We start from the raw sequence: 16,958 nt of genomic DNA, 5'->3' as shown, positions 1-16,958 counted from the left end.
TGACGAGTTTCTAAAAAATATATTATTTTCATATACTTACGAAGCCCTCTCCATCGAGGGTACCACATTTCCCTGGCAGGATCGGGCCATTTTCCCAGCAGGAACAAAGCTGCAACCGGTTTCAGCTCCGAGTCGCTGTCGTCTGCGCTCATGTCCGGGCGAGTCGAGAGGGCTATTCGCTGCGATGTTTCGACTCGCCATACGCACGGGCAGGAGCCTTCTGCGATGGAGATACGCCTCGCACCGCGACTCAGGCGGGCCTCAACCGCTGGACCGCCGGCAGGCGGAGTGCCAGCAGGAGAAGGATCAGCCCCATGTAGATCAGCGGTTCCAGCTGAAAGCCTTTCACCAGCATCACATAGTGCAGGGCTCCGAACAGAGCGGCCGGGTAGGTCAGCCGGTGAAGGCTGCGCCATTTACCTCTCAAACGCCGGACCGAAGCGTTATTGGAGGTCAGAGCGAGCGGCAGCATCAGAACAAAGGCCGCCATGCCGATGGTGATATATGGGCGCTTAACAATATCGGCAAGAATCTGACCGAGCAGCTGCACATCCAACAGAAGCCAGACCATCAGGTGACAGCTGACATACAAGAAGCACAAAAGACCGATGGCCCGGCGAAACCGCATCAGGTTCAGCCCGAGCAGCCGACGCAGCGGTGTCACAGCGAGGGTGACGACGAGCAGCTGAAGCGCCAGTTTGCCGTATTCATGCTCAAGCGCCTTGATCGGCTCAGGGCCAAGCGCGCCGGAGAGCCCCTGATAGAACAGCAGACCTGCGGGCAGCACACCCAGCAGATAGATCAGCCAGATGGGCACGACCCGAATTGTATCGTTGATGCGCTGCATTCAGAAGTTCTTTGCCAGATCCATACCCTCGTAGAGCGCGGCCACCTCTTTTTCATAGCCGTTGAACATCAGGGTCGGCTCGCGGCGAGCAAAGAGCCCCCCGCCAATGCGGCGCTCGGTGGCCTGGCTCCAGCGGGGATGGTCCACATTGGGGTTCACATTGCTATAGAAGCCGTACTCGCCCGCATTTGCCATGTTCCAGCTGGCCTGCGGCTCTTGATCGGTGAGAGTCATACGGACAATCGATTTGATCGACTTGAACCCGTATTTCCATGGCACCACCAGTCGCAGCGGGGCCCCGTTCTGATTGGGTAGCGATTTGCCAAAGATGCCAGTGGCCATGATCGTCAATGGATGCTGCGCCTCATCAAGGCGCAGGCCCTCCCGGTAGGGCCAGTCCAGCACCTTATAGGCTGTGCCGGGCATTTCCGACGGCCGGTAGAGGGTTTCGAAGGCGACGTATTTCGCGCCCTCCTGCACCCCGGCCAGATTGAGCAGATCCGCCAGTTCAAACCCCTGCCAGGGCACCACCATCGACCAGGCCTCGACACAGCGGAAGCGATAGATCCGGTCCTCAAGCGTCATAGCCTCCATGATCTGCTCCATGGAGTAGCTGCCCGGGCGCTCGACCAGGCCATCGATTTCGACGCTCCACGGCTGGGTGGTCATCTGACCGGCATAGGCAGCCGGATCCCCCTTGCCGGTGCCGAACTCATAGAAGTTGCAATAGCTGGTCACGTCTTCCCAGCTGTTGGGTTCCAGCTCCGCCTCCGTTGCGGCCTGTGCGGTGCCGCCAGCCAACCCCGCCAGACCAAGCCCCGCAGCGCCGCCCAGACCGGCCATGATCTGGCGTCGGTTCAGAAAAGCCGAATAAGGCGTGACGTCGCCGTCACTCAGATCGTTCTTCCAGCGGTGGGCCATGCGGCGTCTCCTTAGTATGGGTATCTGCAGGATCTAAGCCAGCGGGCGGCACAGTCCAAAACATATCCTCTCACGTCTCCGCGATGGCACTGTAACCTGGCATAAGCTCATTCATCGGCCGGCTGCGCCCATCTTCCTGCATGATCCTGACATGTCGGCGGCGCAGCTGGCGCGGTTCGGTCACGCCAACGGAATGCGCGATGGTTTCCACCTCATGGATGATCTCCTTGGCATAGCGTGCGACGCGGGTGGATTTTTCCTCGACCACCAACCCCTTTTGCAGGCGCTTGTCATGGGTTGTGATACCTGTCGGACAGCTGTTGCGGTTACACTTCAGCGCCTGAATACACCCCAGCGAGAACATGAAGCCCCGCGCCGAGGTCACAAAATCGGCGCCTGCCGCCAGCGCCCAGGCAACATCGCCCGGATTGACCAGCTTGCCAGAGGCGATGAGGCGAATGCGGTCCTTCAGCCCGTATTCATCGCGCAGATTGCACGCCAGCGGCAGTGCCTCCCGGACAGACATCCCAACCAGATCAATCAAAGGCATAGGCGCGGCTCCGGTTCCGCCCTCGCCACCGTCCACGGTGATGAAATCCGGCGCGCTGTCGTCCCTGCGAGCGGCAATATTCAGAAACAGCTCGCGCAGGGCCGTCTCAGCACCGACCACCAGCTTTATCCCCACCGGCTTGCCTGTGACCTCCCGAAGATGCGCGATCATATCCAGCAGCTGATCGTAATTGGCAATCTCCGGATGCCGGTTGGGGGAGATGCTGTCCTCGCCTTCCGGGATGCCGCGTATCTCGGCAATCTGCCGGGTGACCTTGGCCGCGGGAAGGATCCCACCCTTGCCGGGTTTTGCCCCCTGCGCCAGCTTCAGCTCAAACATCCGCACCGCATCATGGGCGGCAACCTTGCGCAATTGTTCGTCGCTCAGCCCGCCGTTCTCATCGCGCACGCCGTATTTGGCAGTACCAATCTGGAACACCACATCGCAGCCCCCCTCCAGGTGATAGGGACTCAGACCACCCTCGCCGGTGTTCATCCAGACACCGGCCTCTTTTGCCCCATGGCTGAGGGCACGGACGGCCGGCGCAGAGAGCGCCCCATAACTCATGCCGGAGATATTGAAGAACGAGGGTGCCATATAGGGCTGGCGGGCGGTTGGCCCGATCAGGCGCGGCTCGCAACAGGCCTTGCCCTCATCCAAGGCCGGAAATGCCGCATTCACGAAGATTGGCGTCCCCGGCACGTTCAGATTGCGGGTCGAGCCGAAGGCGACGGTATTCCCCTTTCCTTCTGCGGCACGTCCCACCCATTCGCGCTGCGCGCGGTTGAAGGGCATCTCCTCGCGGTCCATGGCAAAGAAATACTGGCGGAAAAACTCTCCCAAGGTGCTGAACAGGCCGCGAAACCTACCGATCACCGGATAATTGCGGCGCACCGCGTCCTCGGTCTGCACCCGATCAACCACGAACAGCCCCGCAGCCACCAATGCCAGCGCCCCCAAAGCAAAGACAAAGGCATATGCGAGGAATTCTATGGCATTTGCCGCGAAACCCATGCAAAAACTCCTATATGATAATGGAACGCGCTGCCCATCGGCCCGTTCGCCCTAGACCAAATTGGTGTATTCCACCGGGCGGGCAAGTCACCTTTGATCACATTGGGAGAGGACCATGACAAAATCCACCGTAATAACCGCTGCATTTCGCACGGGACGCCGCTTCGCCAGCTTTCTGTCGCTGGGTTACGGGGCATTCATCGCGTTATCCCTCCCGGTCACGGCCGAGCCGACAATAACGGCGGATATGGTCAGCTATCAGACCGATCTCGCCTTCGATGATGTCACCTTTGGGCTGGAAAGCGCGATCACCAATCGTGGGTTTGTGGTCGATCATATCAGCCATGTGGGAGAGATGCTGGAGCGGACGCGCGAGGATGTCGGCTCTGACGTCGTTCTGTTCCAAAAGGCCGAGGTCTATTCTTTCTGCTCCGCCAGCCTGTCGCGCAAGGTGATGGAAGCCAATCCGATGAATATCACCTTCTGCCCCTACGATATCTTCGTCGCACAGCAGCCCGGCAGCGAGATCACGACAATCGGCTTTCGCGCTTTCCCTGATGGCGACATGCAGCTGATCCAGTCGTTGCTGAATGACATCGTCCTGGAGGCAATCGAGGAGTAAGACCCATCGTTTGAGTTTTTCCGCTGCCTCCTGGCGCTGGCTTTGATAGTCTGATCACCACGGAAATTGACAGCGGACAGATCCTGCATGAAGTCCATCCTTGTTTCGCTTCTACTGCTCGCGGGCACGATGATCGCTGCCTGCGCACCGGGCACGGACACCCAATCGGATGAGGTCGGCCAGCTTCGCCACGCGATTGAAGCACTTGGCCCGCAAGTCGATCCGGAAGAAGCGGCCAGAGCCGCGCTGATTGCCTATCGCCACGCTACCGCGCTTGCGCAGGAGTATCAGGTGACAACCTCACCGATCCTGCACAACACCCTCGTCAATACCGGCGTCAAACAACGCGGCCTTTGTTATCATTACGCCGAGGACATGCAGGCCCGGCTGCAAAGCGAAGGGTTTCAAAGCCTCACGGTTCTGCGGGCCATCGCAGAGCCAAGAAACAGCTTTCGGATTGAACACAGCAGCGCCGTGATCGCCCCGAAGGGAGCGGATATCTACGGCGGCATCGTGCTGGACCCATGGCGCTATGGTGGCAGGTTGTATTGGTCCGCAACGGCCAAGGATCCCCGGTATGACTGGGAACCCCGCCTGACCGTACTGCGGCGCAGAGGGGCCACGGCCGGGATGGCCAGAAATTGAACAGCGGCGCATAGCAATGAGCAGACATGTATATAGAGAGGCCCGCCGGATCGGCGGGCCTTTCTTCTTCATGTCAGCTTAGTGCACCACCGCATCATCGGGGCGCGGCCGATCGGTGGAGCCGATGCGATCGCCGATGATCAGACCTTCGACACCGGCACTTACCGGCACCGTGTCGCCATCGCGGATATCTCCGGCCAGAAGCATCTCCGCCAATGGGTTCTGCAAGACCCGCTGGATCACCCGTTTCAACGGGCGGGCACCGAACACCGGATCATATCCTTCATCCGCCAGCCACGTCTTTGCACCCTCATCCAGCTCAAGCACGATCTTGCGACCCACAAGCCGCTTTTCAAGCCGCGCCAGCTGTAGCGTGACGATGCCATCCATGTCCTTGCGTCCCAGGCGATCGAAAATGATCGTCTCATCCAAACGGTTCAGGAATTCAGGACGGAAATGCGCACGCACCGCGTCCATCACATCCCGCTTGGCATCGGCGGCATCCGCCCCATCCGGTAGCTGGCTGAGCGCCTGCGCACCGAGGTTGGAGGTCAGGATAATCAGAGTCTGTTTGAAATCGACGGTCCGCCCCTGTCCATCGGTCAGCATCCCATCGTCCAGCACCTGCAACAGCACGTTAAAGACATCCGGGTGGGCCTTCTCCACCTCGTCAAACAGAACAACCTGATAGGGTTTGCGCCGGACGGCCTCGGTCAGAACGCCCCCCTCATCATAGCCGACATATCCCGGAGGCGCGCCGATCAGGCGGGCTACCGAATGTTTCTCCATGAACTCGGACATATCCACGCGCACCATGGCGCTGTCATCATCGAACAGAAACTCCGCCACCGCCTTTGTCAGCTCGGTCTTGCCGACACCGGTCGGACCAAGGAACAGGAACGACCCCAGCGGGCGGTTCTCGTCATTGAGCCCGGCTCGGGCGCGCCGCACCGCATTGGCCACAGCCGTGACCGCAGTGTCCTGACCAATCACACGACCATGCAGATCCGCCTCCATCCGCAACAGCTTCTCGCGCTCGCCCTCGAGCATCTTGGATGTCGGGATCCCGGTCCAGCGCTCGACCACGCCGGCGATTTGCTCCGGACGAACGGCCTCTTCGACCATCAAACCGTTACGGTCAGAGGTTTCGGCCTCGCTCAGCTGCTTTTCCAGACCTGGGATAACGCCGTAGGACAGCTCCCCTGCGCGGGCGAGATTGCCTTCACGTTTGGCTGCATCCAGATCCGCTCGCGCACGGTCCAGCCGCTCCTTCAGCTCACGGGCCGAAGCCAGCTTGTCCCGCTCGGACTGCCACTGTGCGGTCATCTCTGCGGATTTCTCCTGCAGGTCCGACAGCTCTTTCTGCAGGGTATCCAGCCGATCCTTGGAGGCCGCGTCATCCTCGAGTTTCAACGCCTCTTCCTCGATCTGCATCTGCAGGATCTGACGGTCGAGCGCATCCAGCTCTTCTGGCTTGCTGTCGACCTGCATCCGCAGACGCGCCGCCGCCTCATCAACAAGGTCAATCGCCTTGTCCGGCAGGAACCGGTCGGTGATGTAGCGATGCGACAGAGTAGCCGCCGCGACCAGCGCCGCATCCGCGATACGGACACCGTGGTGCAGCTCGTATTTCTCCTTGATGCCCCGCAGGATCGAAATAGTGTCTTCGACAGTGGGCTCCATCACCATGACAGGCTGGAACCGCCGGGCAAGCGCCGCGTCTTTCTCAACGTATTTGCGGTACTCAACCAGAGTGGTCGCGCCGATACAGTGGAGTTCGCCCCGCGCCAGCGCCGGTTTGATCAGGTTGGCCGCATCCATCGCGCCATCGGATTTACCCGCGCCAACCAGCGTGTGCATTTCATCGATGAACAGAATGATTTCGCCTGCCGCGTCGGTCACTTCGGTCAGCACCGCCTTGAGCCGTTCCTCAAACTCGCCCCGGTATTTGGCCCCGGCAATCAATGCGCCCATATCAAGCGAGAGCAACTGTTTGTCACGCAGGGATTCCGGCACATCGCCATTGACGATGCGCAGCGCCATACCTTCGGCAATCGCAGTTTTACCAACCCCCGGCTCACCAATCAGCACCGGGTTGTTCTTGGTCCGGCGGCTCAGCACCTGCATAGCGCGGCGAATTTCCTCGTCGCGGCCGATGATCGGGTCAATCTTGCCCTCACGCACAGCTTCGGTCAGATCTCGGGCATATTTCTTAAGCGCATCATAGCCATCTTCGGCACTGGCACTGTCTGCCTTGCGCCCCTTGCGGATGTCATTCACCGCCTCATTCAGCGCCTGGGCGGTCACGTGACCAGCCGCCAGCGCTTCCTTGGCTTTGGATTTCACCATGCACAGCGCCATCAGCACCCGCTCGACAGGGACAAAGCTGTCGCCTGCCTTCTCGGCAATCTTGGCCGCTTCATCCAGCACCTTGGCGGTCTGGCCGTCCAGATAGATGTCTGCGGAATTGCCCTGCACCTTCGGCAGCTTCGAAACCGCAAGTTCCAGCGCCTGGACCACCTGGGTCGGGTTACCACCGGCGCGGGTGATCAGATTGCTTGCCAGCCCCTGGTCATCATCCATCAGCGCCTTCAACAGGTGCTCCGGCATCAGCCGCTGGTGATCTTCACGTCGCGCAATCGTCTGGGCCGCCTGCACAAAACCACGCGCCCGTTCAGTGAACTTGTTCAAGTCCATCTTGCTCTCCTTATATAAGCGCCCCCTTTTCTGGTGACGCCCGCTCTGCGGCACGTCCCGGTCGGGGCCTCCTGTCCAATGTGGGAGGTCTTATCGTCTCTTCAAGGCTACTATGCGGCAAATATGTCACCAAATCCCTGACCCAGATCAACCGCTTGCTCATTCAGCCACTCCCTCGATCGGTTTGTCGCACCCTGCCACCGCCCCGCCGGGCCCGTTTTTCCCTTTCCCAACCGAGGCGGCGGCACTAAAAGCAGTGCGATCCCAAGACCACCCCTACCGTCACACGGCCTGAACCGCCGCACAAAAGACGAGGAACCTTCATGTCCGCTTCTTCCACCAGCCACTCTTCCCCTGACGCCAAAGCCGACGACCGGCTGATCGTTGCACTGGACGTGCCCAATGCGCTTGCCGGGCTTCAGCTGGCCGACACGCTTGGTGACGCGGTCTCCTTCTATAAAATCGGATTGGGGATGCTGACCGGTGGTGGTCTGGCGCTTGCGAATGAGCTGAAACAGGAGCGCGGCAAACGAATTTTCCTCGATATGAAACTGTTTGATATCAGCGCCACGGTTGAGGCCGCGGTTCGGGGGCTGGCCCAGTTCGACCTCGACTTTCTCACCGTGCATGGCGATCCCCATGTGGTGCGCGCAGCCAAGGAAGGTGCCGCCGGCACAAGTCTCAAGATCCTTGGTGTCACCATTCTGACCTCGCTGGACCGCTCCGATCTGGATGAAGCCCTGATAAAATCAGGCGACATTTCCGATCTGGTACAAGAGCGCGCGGGGCTAGCTCTCGCGGCCGGGGCCGATGGCGTAATCGCCAGCCCGCAGGAAGCGGCGCTGATCCGCGCCCTGCCAGAAGCCACCGGCAAGTTGATCGTCACCCCCGGCGTCCGCCCTGCCGGTGCGGCGCTTGGGGATCAGAAAAGGGTGGCAACCCCAGCAAGTGCGCTGGAGGCCGGCGCCGATCATATTGTGGTCGGTCGCCCGATCTGGGCAGCAGACGCCCCGCGCAGCGCCACCGAAGATATTCTGGCCAGTCTGCCACGGTAAACCGGCCCCCGCCTGCGGCGCGTTCCACACGGCATCAGTTACACTTATTCAACACGGGCAACCCGTCGGCACAGATCTGCCCGGCGGGTTTTCTGGTCAGATTGACCCGAAGGCGGCGGGCAGTCCCACTCGCCACTCAAAGATCTAGCCGAAATAAAACTTTTCATCAGACCCATGCCGGACGGGAATTCTGCCACATGTACGCCAAGATTACCTAGGGTCAACCTTCAGTATTACAACAGTATTTTGCGTTTCACCGCAGCAAATTGCGCCCTTTTGTCCTGTGCCCGCAAAAGCACACAATCAAAGGCAGAATTACATAATCCTGCCTTACAGCCTTTGCCCGGCGGTCAAAATGACCGACCCTATACGGGAGACACTCCCCTGACGGCCTTGCTCTTCCTGAGGTTCGTCACCTCCCCCGCTACAGCAGCGGGGGTTCTTTCTTTTCAGCCCCGGATATTCAGCCGCTGACAGGCGATCCGCCAAGGGTGATACCGCACATTTTATCCTATGCCACCAGCTTTGGCGGGGCGTGTCAGGTAGCTTTGCAGATATTCCGCAAAATGCGGCACCGCCAGCTCATGCCCGATGTACCACTCAGGACGCACCAGCGCCCAGCTCTGACCTTCATCGCCCAACCGAATGTCGCGCTCCCGCGCGGCCGACAGATGCGCGACAAAAAACCAGACGACACCATTGCGCCGCTCATAGCTTTGCCGCCACACCAGATCCGCCTCCTGCACGACCAGCCCAACCTCTTCTTCCGTTTCGCGCAGCGCGCAGGTTTCCGGTGTTTCCTCGCCTTCGCGCCCGCCGCCTGGGAAATCCCAATGGCCGGGGTAGGGAATATGCGGATAGGCATCACGCTCGATCACCAGCAGCCTATCGCCAATGAAAAGCGCCAGCTTGGCGCCGTTGAATGTCATTGCTGCTCTCACCATGTCAGATGATCTAAAGACAATTGCTGTGGCAGAGGCTACTCTGAGCGCCCCCGCAGCACCATCAGATTCCCCGACCCTTTCGGCCTCAACGCCTCCGCCCCATGTCAGACCAATCGCACATACCGCCCGATCACACGGCTCCGTCTGAGCTGGAGACGCCCAGCCATGCGCCCCGGCGCCTGCAGGTGCTGTGCCGGGAGTGCTTGTCCTATGGTGTCCTCAAACCAAAAAACGGCCAGACACCAAATCCAAAGCGCTGCCCAAGCTGCCAGAGCCCACGGATCAAGGCGCACCCGGAGCTGTTCTCGCTGTCGATTGCACATATGGACTGCGACGCCTTCTACGCCAGCGTTGAGAAACGCGACAATCCCGAGCTTGCCGACAAACCGGTGGTGATCGGGGGCGGGCGGCGTGGTGTCGTCTCTACGGCCTGCTATGTGGCGCGCATTCGCGGTGTGCGATCGGCCATGCCGATGTTTCAGGCGCTCAAGCTTTGCCCGGACGCCGTGGTGATAAAGCCGCGAATGAATGTCTATGTCGAGGTCAGCCGCCAGATCCGAGCGATGATGGATGAGCTGACGCCGGATGTGGAACCCCTGTCGCTGGATGAAGCCTTCATGGATCTGTCTGGCACCCAGCGGCTGCATGGTGCGCCACCTGCGGTGATGCTGGCACGGCTGGTCAAACGCATGAAGGACGAGCTGGGCGTGACAGGATCAATCGGGCTGTCACACAACAAATTCCTGGCAAAGGTCGCCTCCGACCTCGACAAACCGCGCGGATTCTCGGTGATTGGCAAAGAGGAGACAGCCGATTTCCTGAAAGACAAACCGGTGCGCCTGATATGGGGTATCGGCCCAGCCGCTCAGGCGTCGCTCGACAAAGCCGGCATCCGCAGTTTTTCGGATTTGCTGCGCTGGGACCGCACTGATCTGAACGCGCGGTTCGGCTCGATGGGGGAACGGCTCTGGTATCTCGCGCGCGGGCAGGACCGGCGGCGGGTGTCGGCCAATGCGCCGGTGAAATCCATCTCGAACGAAACCACCTTCTACGAGGACACCGCAAGTCTGGAGGTGCTTGACGGTCACCTGTGGCGGCTAGCCGAAAAAGTCTCTGACCGCGCCAAAGCCCGACAGCTTGCAGGGCGGGTGGTGACGCTGAAGTTGAAGCGCGCCAATCACAGCAGCCTCACCCGGCGGCAATCTCTGCGAGATGCGACCCAGATTGCCGACATGATCTACCGAACGGCGCGGGCGCTTCTGGATCAGGTCGGCGACGAAGGCCCCTATCGGCTACTTGGCTGCGGCATCTCCGAGCTGGTGCCCGAAACGCAGGCCGATATCACCGGCGACCTTCTGGATCCACAGGCCGGGCAGCGCGCAAAGGCGGAGCGGGCCACGGATGCAATTCGCGAACGCTTCGGCAAATCGGCCATCCAGAAGGGTCGCGCCCTGCGCTGAACAGCCGCCTGTGTTTATTCCGCAGCCAGCGGCATCGGTTCACAGTTCAGCTGCGACAGCTCGGCAATGACATCGGACAGCACCTTTTGCAGCGCTGCAAAATCAGAGGTTTTCTCAATCCGCGCCTCATCCATATAGAGTGAGCGGTCAATCTCGACCTGCACCGCGTGCTGCGCCCGTGACGGGCGCCCGTAGGTCTGTGTGATATAAGCCCCGGCAAAAGGCGTGTTTCGCGCGACCCGCAAACCTGCGCCAACAAACGCCGCTTCGACCCGGTCCATGATCTCGGCCGAGGCCGCCGCGCCGAAACGATCGCCAAGCACAACATCCGGCAGCCCAGCCCCCCGCCGTCCTGCGGCCGAAATCGCTTCGTGCGGCATCGAATGACAGTCAATCAGCACGGCCTGGCCAAAGCCGATGCGGGCCTGGTCCAGTAGCTGCTGCAAAGCCGCGTGGTAGGGGCGCCAATAGGTGGCAATCCGGTGGCTTGCTTCAGCCCGGCTCAGCTTGCCATGATAGATCGCCCGCCCATGGGCCACCACGCGCGGCACCACCCCCAGGCCAGAGGCCACACGCGGGTTCTGCCCCCGCTTGATGACGCCTTCGATCAGCGCCGGATCCAGCTCTTCGGTTGATCGATTGAGATCGACATAGGCCCGTGGCGCCCGCGCGGTCAGCAGTGGCATCCCGAATCGCGGCGCGGCGGCAAACAGCTCATCCACGAAGGCGTCTTCTGAACTGCGCAGCTGCAAAGGATCGAGAATCGTCTGCGCCAGAAAAGCCGCGCTGTAATCCGATCCGCTATGCGGCGAGGCAAAAACCACCCCAGACCGCAATTCCTGTGGCATTTCCACCAAATATACTGTGTCAGACATGCAGGCTCCGGCGGCTCAAATACAAGAAACAGCATAGACCGGAAATTTCTGCGGTCAAAAGCTCTTGCACCCCTCTCCGACTCATTTTATAGACCCCCTCACCGGCGCGGTCATCCGCGCCCCTTTCAATTTGGGGCCGGCCGAAAGCGTGGGTATTCATGGGCGATTAGCTCAGTGGTAGAGCACTTCGTTGACATCGAAGGGGTCACAAGTTCGAACCTTGTATCGCCCACCATGAATTCATTGCTCTGGTCCTACGATCGGAGCCCCGCAACCCAGGCGCTGGTTCGCGCCGCAGAACAGGAGATAGGCCATGAAGGTCAAGAACTCGCTCCGCTCGCTCAAGAACCGGCACCGTGATTGCCGCGTTGTGCGTCGCAAGGGCCGTGTCTATGTGATCAACAAGACCCAGCGCCGCTTTAAAGCACGCCAGGGCTGATCGCCAGACGCAGCATAGCTGATTTGAGAAAACCGCATCTTCGGATGCGGTTTTTTTGTGTTTTCAGGCCTCTCTTGCCGGTGACCTCAAGAGGGTTGTAACGGCCCACCTCTTTTTCTGATTGTTTTTGTCAGTTTTGCTTTGCATTTTTTGTGAAACTCTTTATCTGAGCAAATCAGTCGGGTTCGACGCCAGTGGCCAAGATCCCCCCGAGTGTTTTGAATAGATGGGAAGTACCATGCTGAAATCGACCACCATTCTTGCAGGCGCTTTGGTCGCCGCCGTCGCAACATCCGCCGCTGCCGAGGGTGAGCTGAACCTCTACTCCTCGCGCCACTACGATACCGACGAACGGCTCTATTCCGACTTCGAAGAGGCCACCGGCATCACGATCAACCGGATCGAAGGCAAGGCTGACGAGTTGATCGCCCGGATGAGCGCCGAGGGCGCGAACTCCCCCGCCGATATCCTGCTGACAGTTGATACATCGCGTCTGGCACGTGCCAAGAACGAAGGCCTCCTTCAGGCCATCGACAGCGACATCCTGGAAGCCCGCGTTCCCGGCTACCTGCAGGATGCGGACAACCAGTGGTTCGGCTTCTCCCAGCGTGCGCGCATCATCTTCTTTGACAAGGCAGATGTCGCCAACCCGCCGAAGACATATCTCGACCTCGCGGACCCCGCCTACAAAGGTCAGATCTGCATCCGCTCTTCGACCAATACCTACAACCAGACTCTGCTGGCCTCCATCGTCACGCATCACGGTGAAGAAGCCGCAACCGACTGGGCAAAAGGCGTCGTTGCCAACATGGCCCGCGCGCCCCAGGGCGGCGACACCGATCAGCTGCGCGGCATCGTCTCCGGCGAGTGCGAAATCGCCGTTGGCAACAGCTACTACTTCGCCCGTTCCATCCGCAAAGACGTGAAAGGTCTGTCCGCCGAACGTGACATGATCGGCTGGGTCTTCCCTGCGCAGGACGCAGAAGGCGCCCACATGAACCTGTCCGGTGGCGGTGTTGCGGTGAACGCACCGAACAAGGAGAACGCGATCAAGTTCCTCGAATACCTCGCCTCCGATCAGGCCCAGCAGTATTTCTCCGCAGGCAATGATGAGTACCCGGCGGTTCCGGGTGTTGCGCTTGCGCCCAGCATTGCGGCGCTCGGCCACTTCAAACCCGATGACGTGCAGCTGTCGGACGTGGCGCAGAACATCCCCACCGCACAGAAGATCTTCAACCAGGTGGGTTGGGAGTAACTGCCCCGGTCGCTGCAAGGCCGAGCAGCCACCACAGCCGAATAACGGGAAAGGCGCAGGAGAGTCTCCTGCGCCTTTCTTGTTTTCCAACGCGGCAGTCGTCTGTCTATTCTGCCGGTGAAATCTGGTCACTTGATCCATGCTGACCCTTCGGCGCGAGGCGCGACAGGCCATAGGCGACAACATAGAGACCCAACCCGAACGAGAAATGCGACATCAGGCTCTTCAGCCGCGCAATGTCCGGGTTCGGTTTGTTCGAAGCCATGATTCCGGCCCCCAAGGCAGGCTGCAAGATGAAGAATGGCGCAACCACCGTCACCAGACCAAAAAGAATCGGCGCAACCGGCCCCGGCTTCAGCAGCTGGCGCTGCCCGCCTAGCGCGACAAACAGCGCCGCAAAAATCACGCCCACAACATAATGCGCAGTCCAGCCGATTGCGGCCTCATTCGCCACCGGCGGGACCTTGCCGATGCTTTCATGGGTGAAGATCCCATCCGGCATGTACCCCAGCCAGCGCCCCACCACGGCAAAATTACTTTGCGGCACGCCAAATAGCGCATCGGCGACGACGGCCCACAGATCCATGAAGGCGGTTGCCCCCACCCCCAGCAGAACAATGCGGATTATCAAGTCATTGCGGTTCAACACGGCATCCATCCCTCTTGTGTGATTTTGGCTCCCGCAGGGGACATCCACCCTCGGGTCACAGTGATTTTAGGTGTTGAGGACCGCCGGCCGCCAATTGCATTGTCTGAGGTACCCCCCCAGCAAAGCCGATACGAACGCGAAAACCGCCGAATGACCGCTATCCATAGTCCTTTACCTCACGTCGCGCCGTGGGTGGACGGGCTGGAAAAGACCACCTATAGCTTCGGGTCGAATTCACAGATGCAGAGCGAGAAACTAGCCATGCGTGACCACAATACTCCATCGGGTGAATACCAATGACACGTATTCCGGTCACCATCATCAGCGGCTATCTCGGCGCTGGAAAAACCACGTTGATCAACCGTCTGCTGAGCGATGATCATGGGTTGCGCCTGACCGTTCTGGTCAATGATTTTGGGCGCATCAACATTGATGAAAGCCTGTTGCAGGACGGAACCTCACAGACCATCGCATTGAGCAACGGCTGTGTCTGCTGCACCCTGGGCGAAGATCTGACCGCCGCGCTGCATCGTATTCTGGCCGAGGGCAGCCGCCCGGATCATATCGTGATCGAGGCCAGCGGCCTCTCCGATCCGGTCGCCATTGCCAACACCGTGGTGAACGAGAGCCAGCTGTCCTATGGCGGCATCATCACCGTCGCCGATGGCGAAAACCTCTGCGATCTTCTGAACGACGATCTGCTGCGCGAGCAGACCAGTCAGCAGATCCGTGCCGCGGACCTGGTGCTGATCAGCAAATGCGACGCCCCTTCTGACGCTGTTATGACTCGGCTGGACGAGCTGGGCGCCCGCACGCCGACGATTCTCGAAGACGCCCCGATTGCCGACTTGCTGTTTGACGTGGTCCCGCTGCCGGTTGGCAGGGCAACTGCAAAATCCGCCCACCACGCCTATGCGACCTGGCACCACCGCAGCGCCGAGCCGATGGATCGGTGCCGCCTGGGTGACAAGCTGGCAAACCGGCCAAGCGGGATCTATCGGATGAAGGGATTTATCCTCACCAATGGCGGCGGCTACGAGCTGCATGTGGTTGGTCGGCAGGTCTCGGCCAAGCGCTGCGATGCCGAGGAAACCGTTCTAGTTGCCCTTGGCCCGGCGGCCCGGATTTCCCGTGAGGAAATCGAGGCTTGGTGGCAGAGCTAAAGGCCGGCGCCACGCCGCCAGCATTGATAGCCTAGCTGCGTCGGCCCACTTGCCTGCAAATCAGAATCACCGGCAACAGCCCGACCAGCATGATGACCAGCGATGGCACTGCCGCGCCCTCCAGCCGCTCATCCGAGGCCAGCCGGTAGGCCTGCACTGCCAGTGTGTCATAGTTGAAAGGACGCATAATCAGCGTCGCTGGCAGCTCTTTCATCACATCGACAAAGACAATCAGCAAAGCCGTCATCAGGCTGGGCGTCAGGATAGGCAGGTGAACCCGGCGCAACATACCCAGCGGGCTTTGCCCCAGCGAGCGGGCAGCCGCATCCATATTGGCATGAACGGTGGCCTGCCCTCCCTCATAGGCACCCAATGCCGCCGCCAGAAAGCGCACCATATAGGCCGCCACCAGCAGCCAGATCGACCCGGTAATCAGCAGTCCGGTCCTGATCTCGAAATTCGCCCGCATCCAGGCATCCAAAGCGTTATCAAAGGCTGCAAACGGCACCATCAGCCCAACCGCGATCACCCCGCCCGGCACCGCATAGCCGAGCCTTGAGACGTAACCGGCAAGAGCAGACGGCCGACCCGGACGCAGCCGTTGGTAGAAGCCGAGGCAGACCGCCGCCATCACGGTAAGGACAGCCGCCGTCGTCGCCAGCGTCACTGAATTCTGCAGGAAGCCCAGATACCGTTTGCTCAGCAGGTTCTGCTCCGACTCCAGCCCCATCTGCGCCAGGATCACCACTGGCAGCAGGAACCCGAGAAGGACAGGCAGGACGCACAGCCCAAAGGCCAGAGCCGCCTTCGCCCCATGCAGCTCCACCGGCGGCATCTTGGCCTGATGCTTGCCCGCATGATGATAGCGCGCACGACCTCGCGTTGCGCGCTCCGCTACCGCCAGCGTCAGCGCAAATCCCAGAAGACAGAGCGCCAGCTGCGCCGCACCCGCCCGGTCGGCCAGCGAAAACCAGCTGGTATAAATCCCTGTCGCAAAGGTCTGCACGCCAAAATAGCTCACTGTGCCGAAATCAGCGATGGTTTCCATCACCGCCAGCAGAACACCGGACGCAATCGCGGGGCGCGCCATGGGCAGGCTGACCCGCCAGAAGGCCTGTAGCGAGGTATTGCCAAGTGCGCGCGCCGCCAGAAACGCACCCGCGCTTTGTTGCAGAAAAGCCGCCCGAGCCAGCAGGTAGACATAGGGGTAAAGCACCAGCACCAACATCACAGCCGCCCCTCCCACAGAGCGGATCTCCGGGAACCAATAGTCGCGTGGTCCCCAGCCTGTCATCTGCCGCAAGGTGGTCTGCACGATGCCGGGATGATCCAGAACAAAGGTATAGGCATAGGCCAGCACATAGGCCGGGAAGGCCAGTGGCAGGATCAGAACCACCTCCATCACGCGCACGCCCGGAAACCGGGTCATAGTGACCAGCCAGGCCGCTCCTACCCCAACCAGCCCGGTTCCCAGCGCCACCAGAAAGACCAGAACCAATGTGGTACCGGCATAACCCGGCAAGACAGTTTCCATAAGATGCCGGATCGTATCGGTGCCACCGGTCAGAGCGGCCAGCGCAACCGCCAGCATTGGCAACAGACAGGACAGAGCCACAACCCAGCCCACCGTCGCAAACAGCGCCCCCCCCGGTTTCTTCCGCCGCCCACGTGTCCGGTTAGGCGCATCCGCGGACGGGACGGCGCCGGCCGTTGCTGCGCCATCGAAAATCGGCGCCCTGGCGGAGCGCTTGGCCTCTGTGGAGGTGGGGGAGATGGGTGTGATCTTTGGCATAGATACGGGACTACCTCAGTGCAGCCCTCT

Annotated in this window: 15 protein-coding genes and 1 tRNA gene; 8 read left to right on the top strand and 8 right to left on the bottom strand. The window is 60.5% G+C overall.

The window, feature by feature from the left end; genetic code table 11:
• Positions 1 to 250: 250 nt before the first annotated feature.
• From msrQ to VWY34_RS20765, 3 genes are all read right to left on the bottom strand, one after another.
• Positions 251 to 847 carry a protein-methionine-sulfoxide reductase heme-binding subunit MsrQ gene (gene msrQ / locus VWY34_RS20775; protein WP_416546645.1) on the bottom strand — a complete coding sequence of 199 codons (597 nt, stop codon included), beginning with the start codon at positions 845 to 847 and terminating at the stop codon, positions 251 to 253.
• Positions 848 to 1,768 (bottom strand): protein-methionine-sulfoxide reductase catalytic subunit MsrP, encoded by a 921-nt coding sequence (msrP, locus tag VWY34_RS20770; RefSeq protein ID WP_416546643.1) that lies wholly within the window; start codon positions 1,766 to 1,768, stop codon positions 848 to 850.
• A gap of 70 nt (positions 1,769 to 1,838) precedes the next feature.
• Complete coding sequence (locus VWY34_RS20765) at positions 1,839 to 3,332, bottom strand: FMN-binding glutamate synthase family protein (protein ID WP_340546853.1); 1,494 nt, start codon at positions 3,330 to 3,332, stop codon at positions 1,839 to 1,841.
• A gap of 115 nt (positions 3,333 to 3,447) precedes the next feature.
• Between VWY34_RS20765 and VWY34_RS20760 the strand changes: the two genes are divergently transcribed.
• Both VWY34_RS20760 and VWY34_RS20755 read left to right on the top strand, forming a co-directional pair.
• Positions 3,448 to 3,954 (top strand): DUF302 domain-containing protein, encoded by a 507-nt coding sequence (locus VWY34_RS20760; protein WP_416537829.1) that lies wholly within the window; start codon positions 3,448 to 3,450, stop codon positions 3,952 to 3,954.
• 87 nt (positions 3,955 to 4,041) lie between these two features.
• On the top strand, positions 4,042 to 4,599 hold the full coding sequence (locus VWY34_RS20755) for a hypothetical protein (protein ID WP_416546641.1): 558 nt from the start codon (positions 4,042 to 4,044) through the stop codon (positions 4,597 to 4,599).
• 78 nt (positions 4,600 to 4,677) lie between these two features.
• Here the strand turns inward: VWY34_RS20755 and clpB are convergent, their stop codons facing one another.
• Positions 4,678 to 7,296 (bottom strand): ATP-dependent chaperone ClpB, encoded by a 2,619-nt coding sequence (clpB, locus tag VWY34_RS20750; protein ID WP_416546639.1) that lies wholly within the window; start codon positions 7,294 to 7,296, stop codon positions 4,678 to 4,680.
• A 323-nt stretch (positions 7,297 to 7,619) separates the two neighbouring features.
• On the opposite strand from clpB, the gene pyrF reads away from it, so the two are divergent.
• Entirely contained in the window at positions 7,620 to 8,351 is a 732-nt protein-coding gene (pyrF, locus tag VWY34_RS20745; RefSeq protein ID WP_416546637.1) for an orotidine-5'-phosphate decarboxylase, read from the top strand.
• Between the two features lie 506 nt (positions 8,352 to 8,857).
• Here the strand turns inward: pyrF and VWY34_RS20740 are convergent.
• The gene (locus tag VWY34_RS20740) at positions 8,858 to 9,280 is read right to left on the bottom strand and encodes an NUDIX hydrolase (protein ID WP_416546635.1); all 423 of its coding nucleotides are present in this window, start codon (positions 9,278 to 9,280) and stop codon (positions 8,858 to 8,860) included.
• A gap of 194 nt (positions 9,281 to 9,474) precedes the next feature.
• Here VWY34_RS20740 and VWY34_RS20735 point away from each other — a divergent pair, with 194 nt between their 5' ends.
• Positions 9,475 to 10,755 carry a DNA polymerase IV gene (locus tag VWY34_RS20735; protein ID WP_416546653.1) on the top strand — a complete coding sequence of 427 codons (1,281 nt, stop codon included), beginning with the start codon at positions 9,475 to 9,477 and terminating at the stop codon, positions 10,753 to 10,755.
• Positions 10,756 to 10,769: 14 nt separating this feature from the next.
• Here the strand turns inward: VWY34_RS20735 and VWY34_RS20730 are convergent, their stop codons facing one another.
• The gene (locus tag VWY34_RS20730; RefSeq protein WP_340546859.1) at positions 10,770 to 11,630 is read right to left on the bottom strand and encodes an N-formylglutamate amidohydrolase; all 861 of its coding nucleotides are present in this window, start codon (positions 11,628 to 11,630) and stop codon (positions 10,770 to 10,772) included.
• Positions 11,631 to 11,790: 160 nt separating this feature from the next.
• On the opposite strand from VWY34_RS20730, the gene VWY34_RS20725 reads away from it, so the two are divergent.
• From VWY34_RS20725 to VWY34_RS20715, 3 genes are all read left to right on the top strand, one after another.
• Positions 11,791 to 11,865 (top strand) — tRNA-Val (locus tag VWY34_RS20725).
• Positions 11,866 to 11,943: 78 nt separating this feature from the next.
• Positions 11,944 to 12,069, top strand: coding sequence for a type B 50S ribosomal protein L36 (gene ykgO, locus VWY34_RS20720; protein WP_008562923.1), 126 nt, complete (start codon positions 11,944 to 11,946; stop codon positions 12,067 to 12,069).
• A 238-nt stretch (positions 12,070 to 12,307) separates the two neighbouring features.
• On the top strand, positions 12,308 to 13,324 hold the full coding sequence (locus VWY34_RS20715) for a Fe(3+) ABC transporter substrate-binding protein (protein ID WP_340546860.1): 1,017 nt from the start codon (positions 12,308 to 12,310) through the stop codon (positions 13,322 to 13,324).
• Between the two features lie 106 nt (positions 13,325 to 13,430).
• On the opposite strand, the gene VWY34_RS20710 is transcribed toward VWY34_RS20715, so the two are convergent.
• Positions 13,431 to 13,973 carry a DUF2938 domain-containing protein gene (locus VWY34_RS20710; RefSeq protein ID WP_416536727.1) on the bottom strand — a complete coding sequence of 181 codons (543 nt, stop codon included), beginning with the start codon at positions 13,971 to 13,973 and terminating at the stop codon, positions 13,431 to 13,433.
• Between the two features lie 296 nt (positions 13,974 to 14,269).
• Here VWY34_RS20710 and VWY34_RS20705 point away from each other — a divergent pair, with 296 nt between their 5' ends.
• Positions 14,270 to 15,136 carry a CobW family GTP-binding protein gene (locus tag VWY34_RS20705; RefSeq protein WP_340546862.1) on the top strand — a complete coding sequence of 289 codons (867 nt, stop codon included), beginning with the start codon at positions 14,270 to 14,272 and terminating at the stop codon, positions 15,134 to 15,136.
• 31 nt (positions 15,137 to 15,167) lie between these two features.
• On the opposite strand, the gene VWY34_RS20700 is transcribed toward VWY34_RS20705, so the two are convergent.
• Positions 15,168 to 16,928, bottom strand: a complete 1,761-nt coding sequence (locus VWY34_RS20700) for an iron ABC transporter permease (RefSeq protein ID WP_340546863.1) — start codon at positions 16,926 to 16,928, stop codon at positions 15,168 to 15,170.
• Positions 16,929 to 16,958 lie beyond the last annotated feature (30 nt).

Source organism: Phaeobacter sp. JH20_02 (genome assembly GCF_048056915.1).
GTDB lineage: Bacteria > Pseudomonadota > Alphaproteobacteria > Rhodobacterales > Rhodobacteraceae > Phaeobacter > Phaeobacter bryozoorum.
The sequence above is the reverse complement of the archived record's forward strand: the minus strand, read 5'-3'. Positions and strand labels throughout refer to the sequence as shown.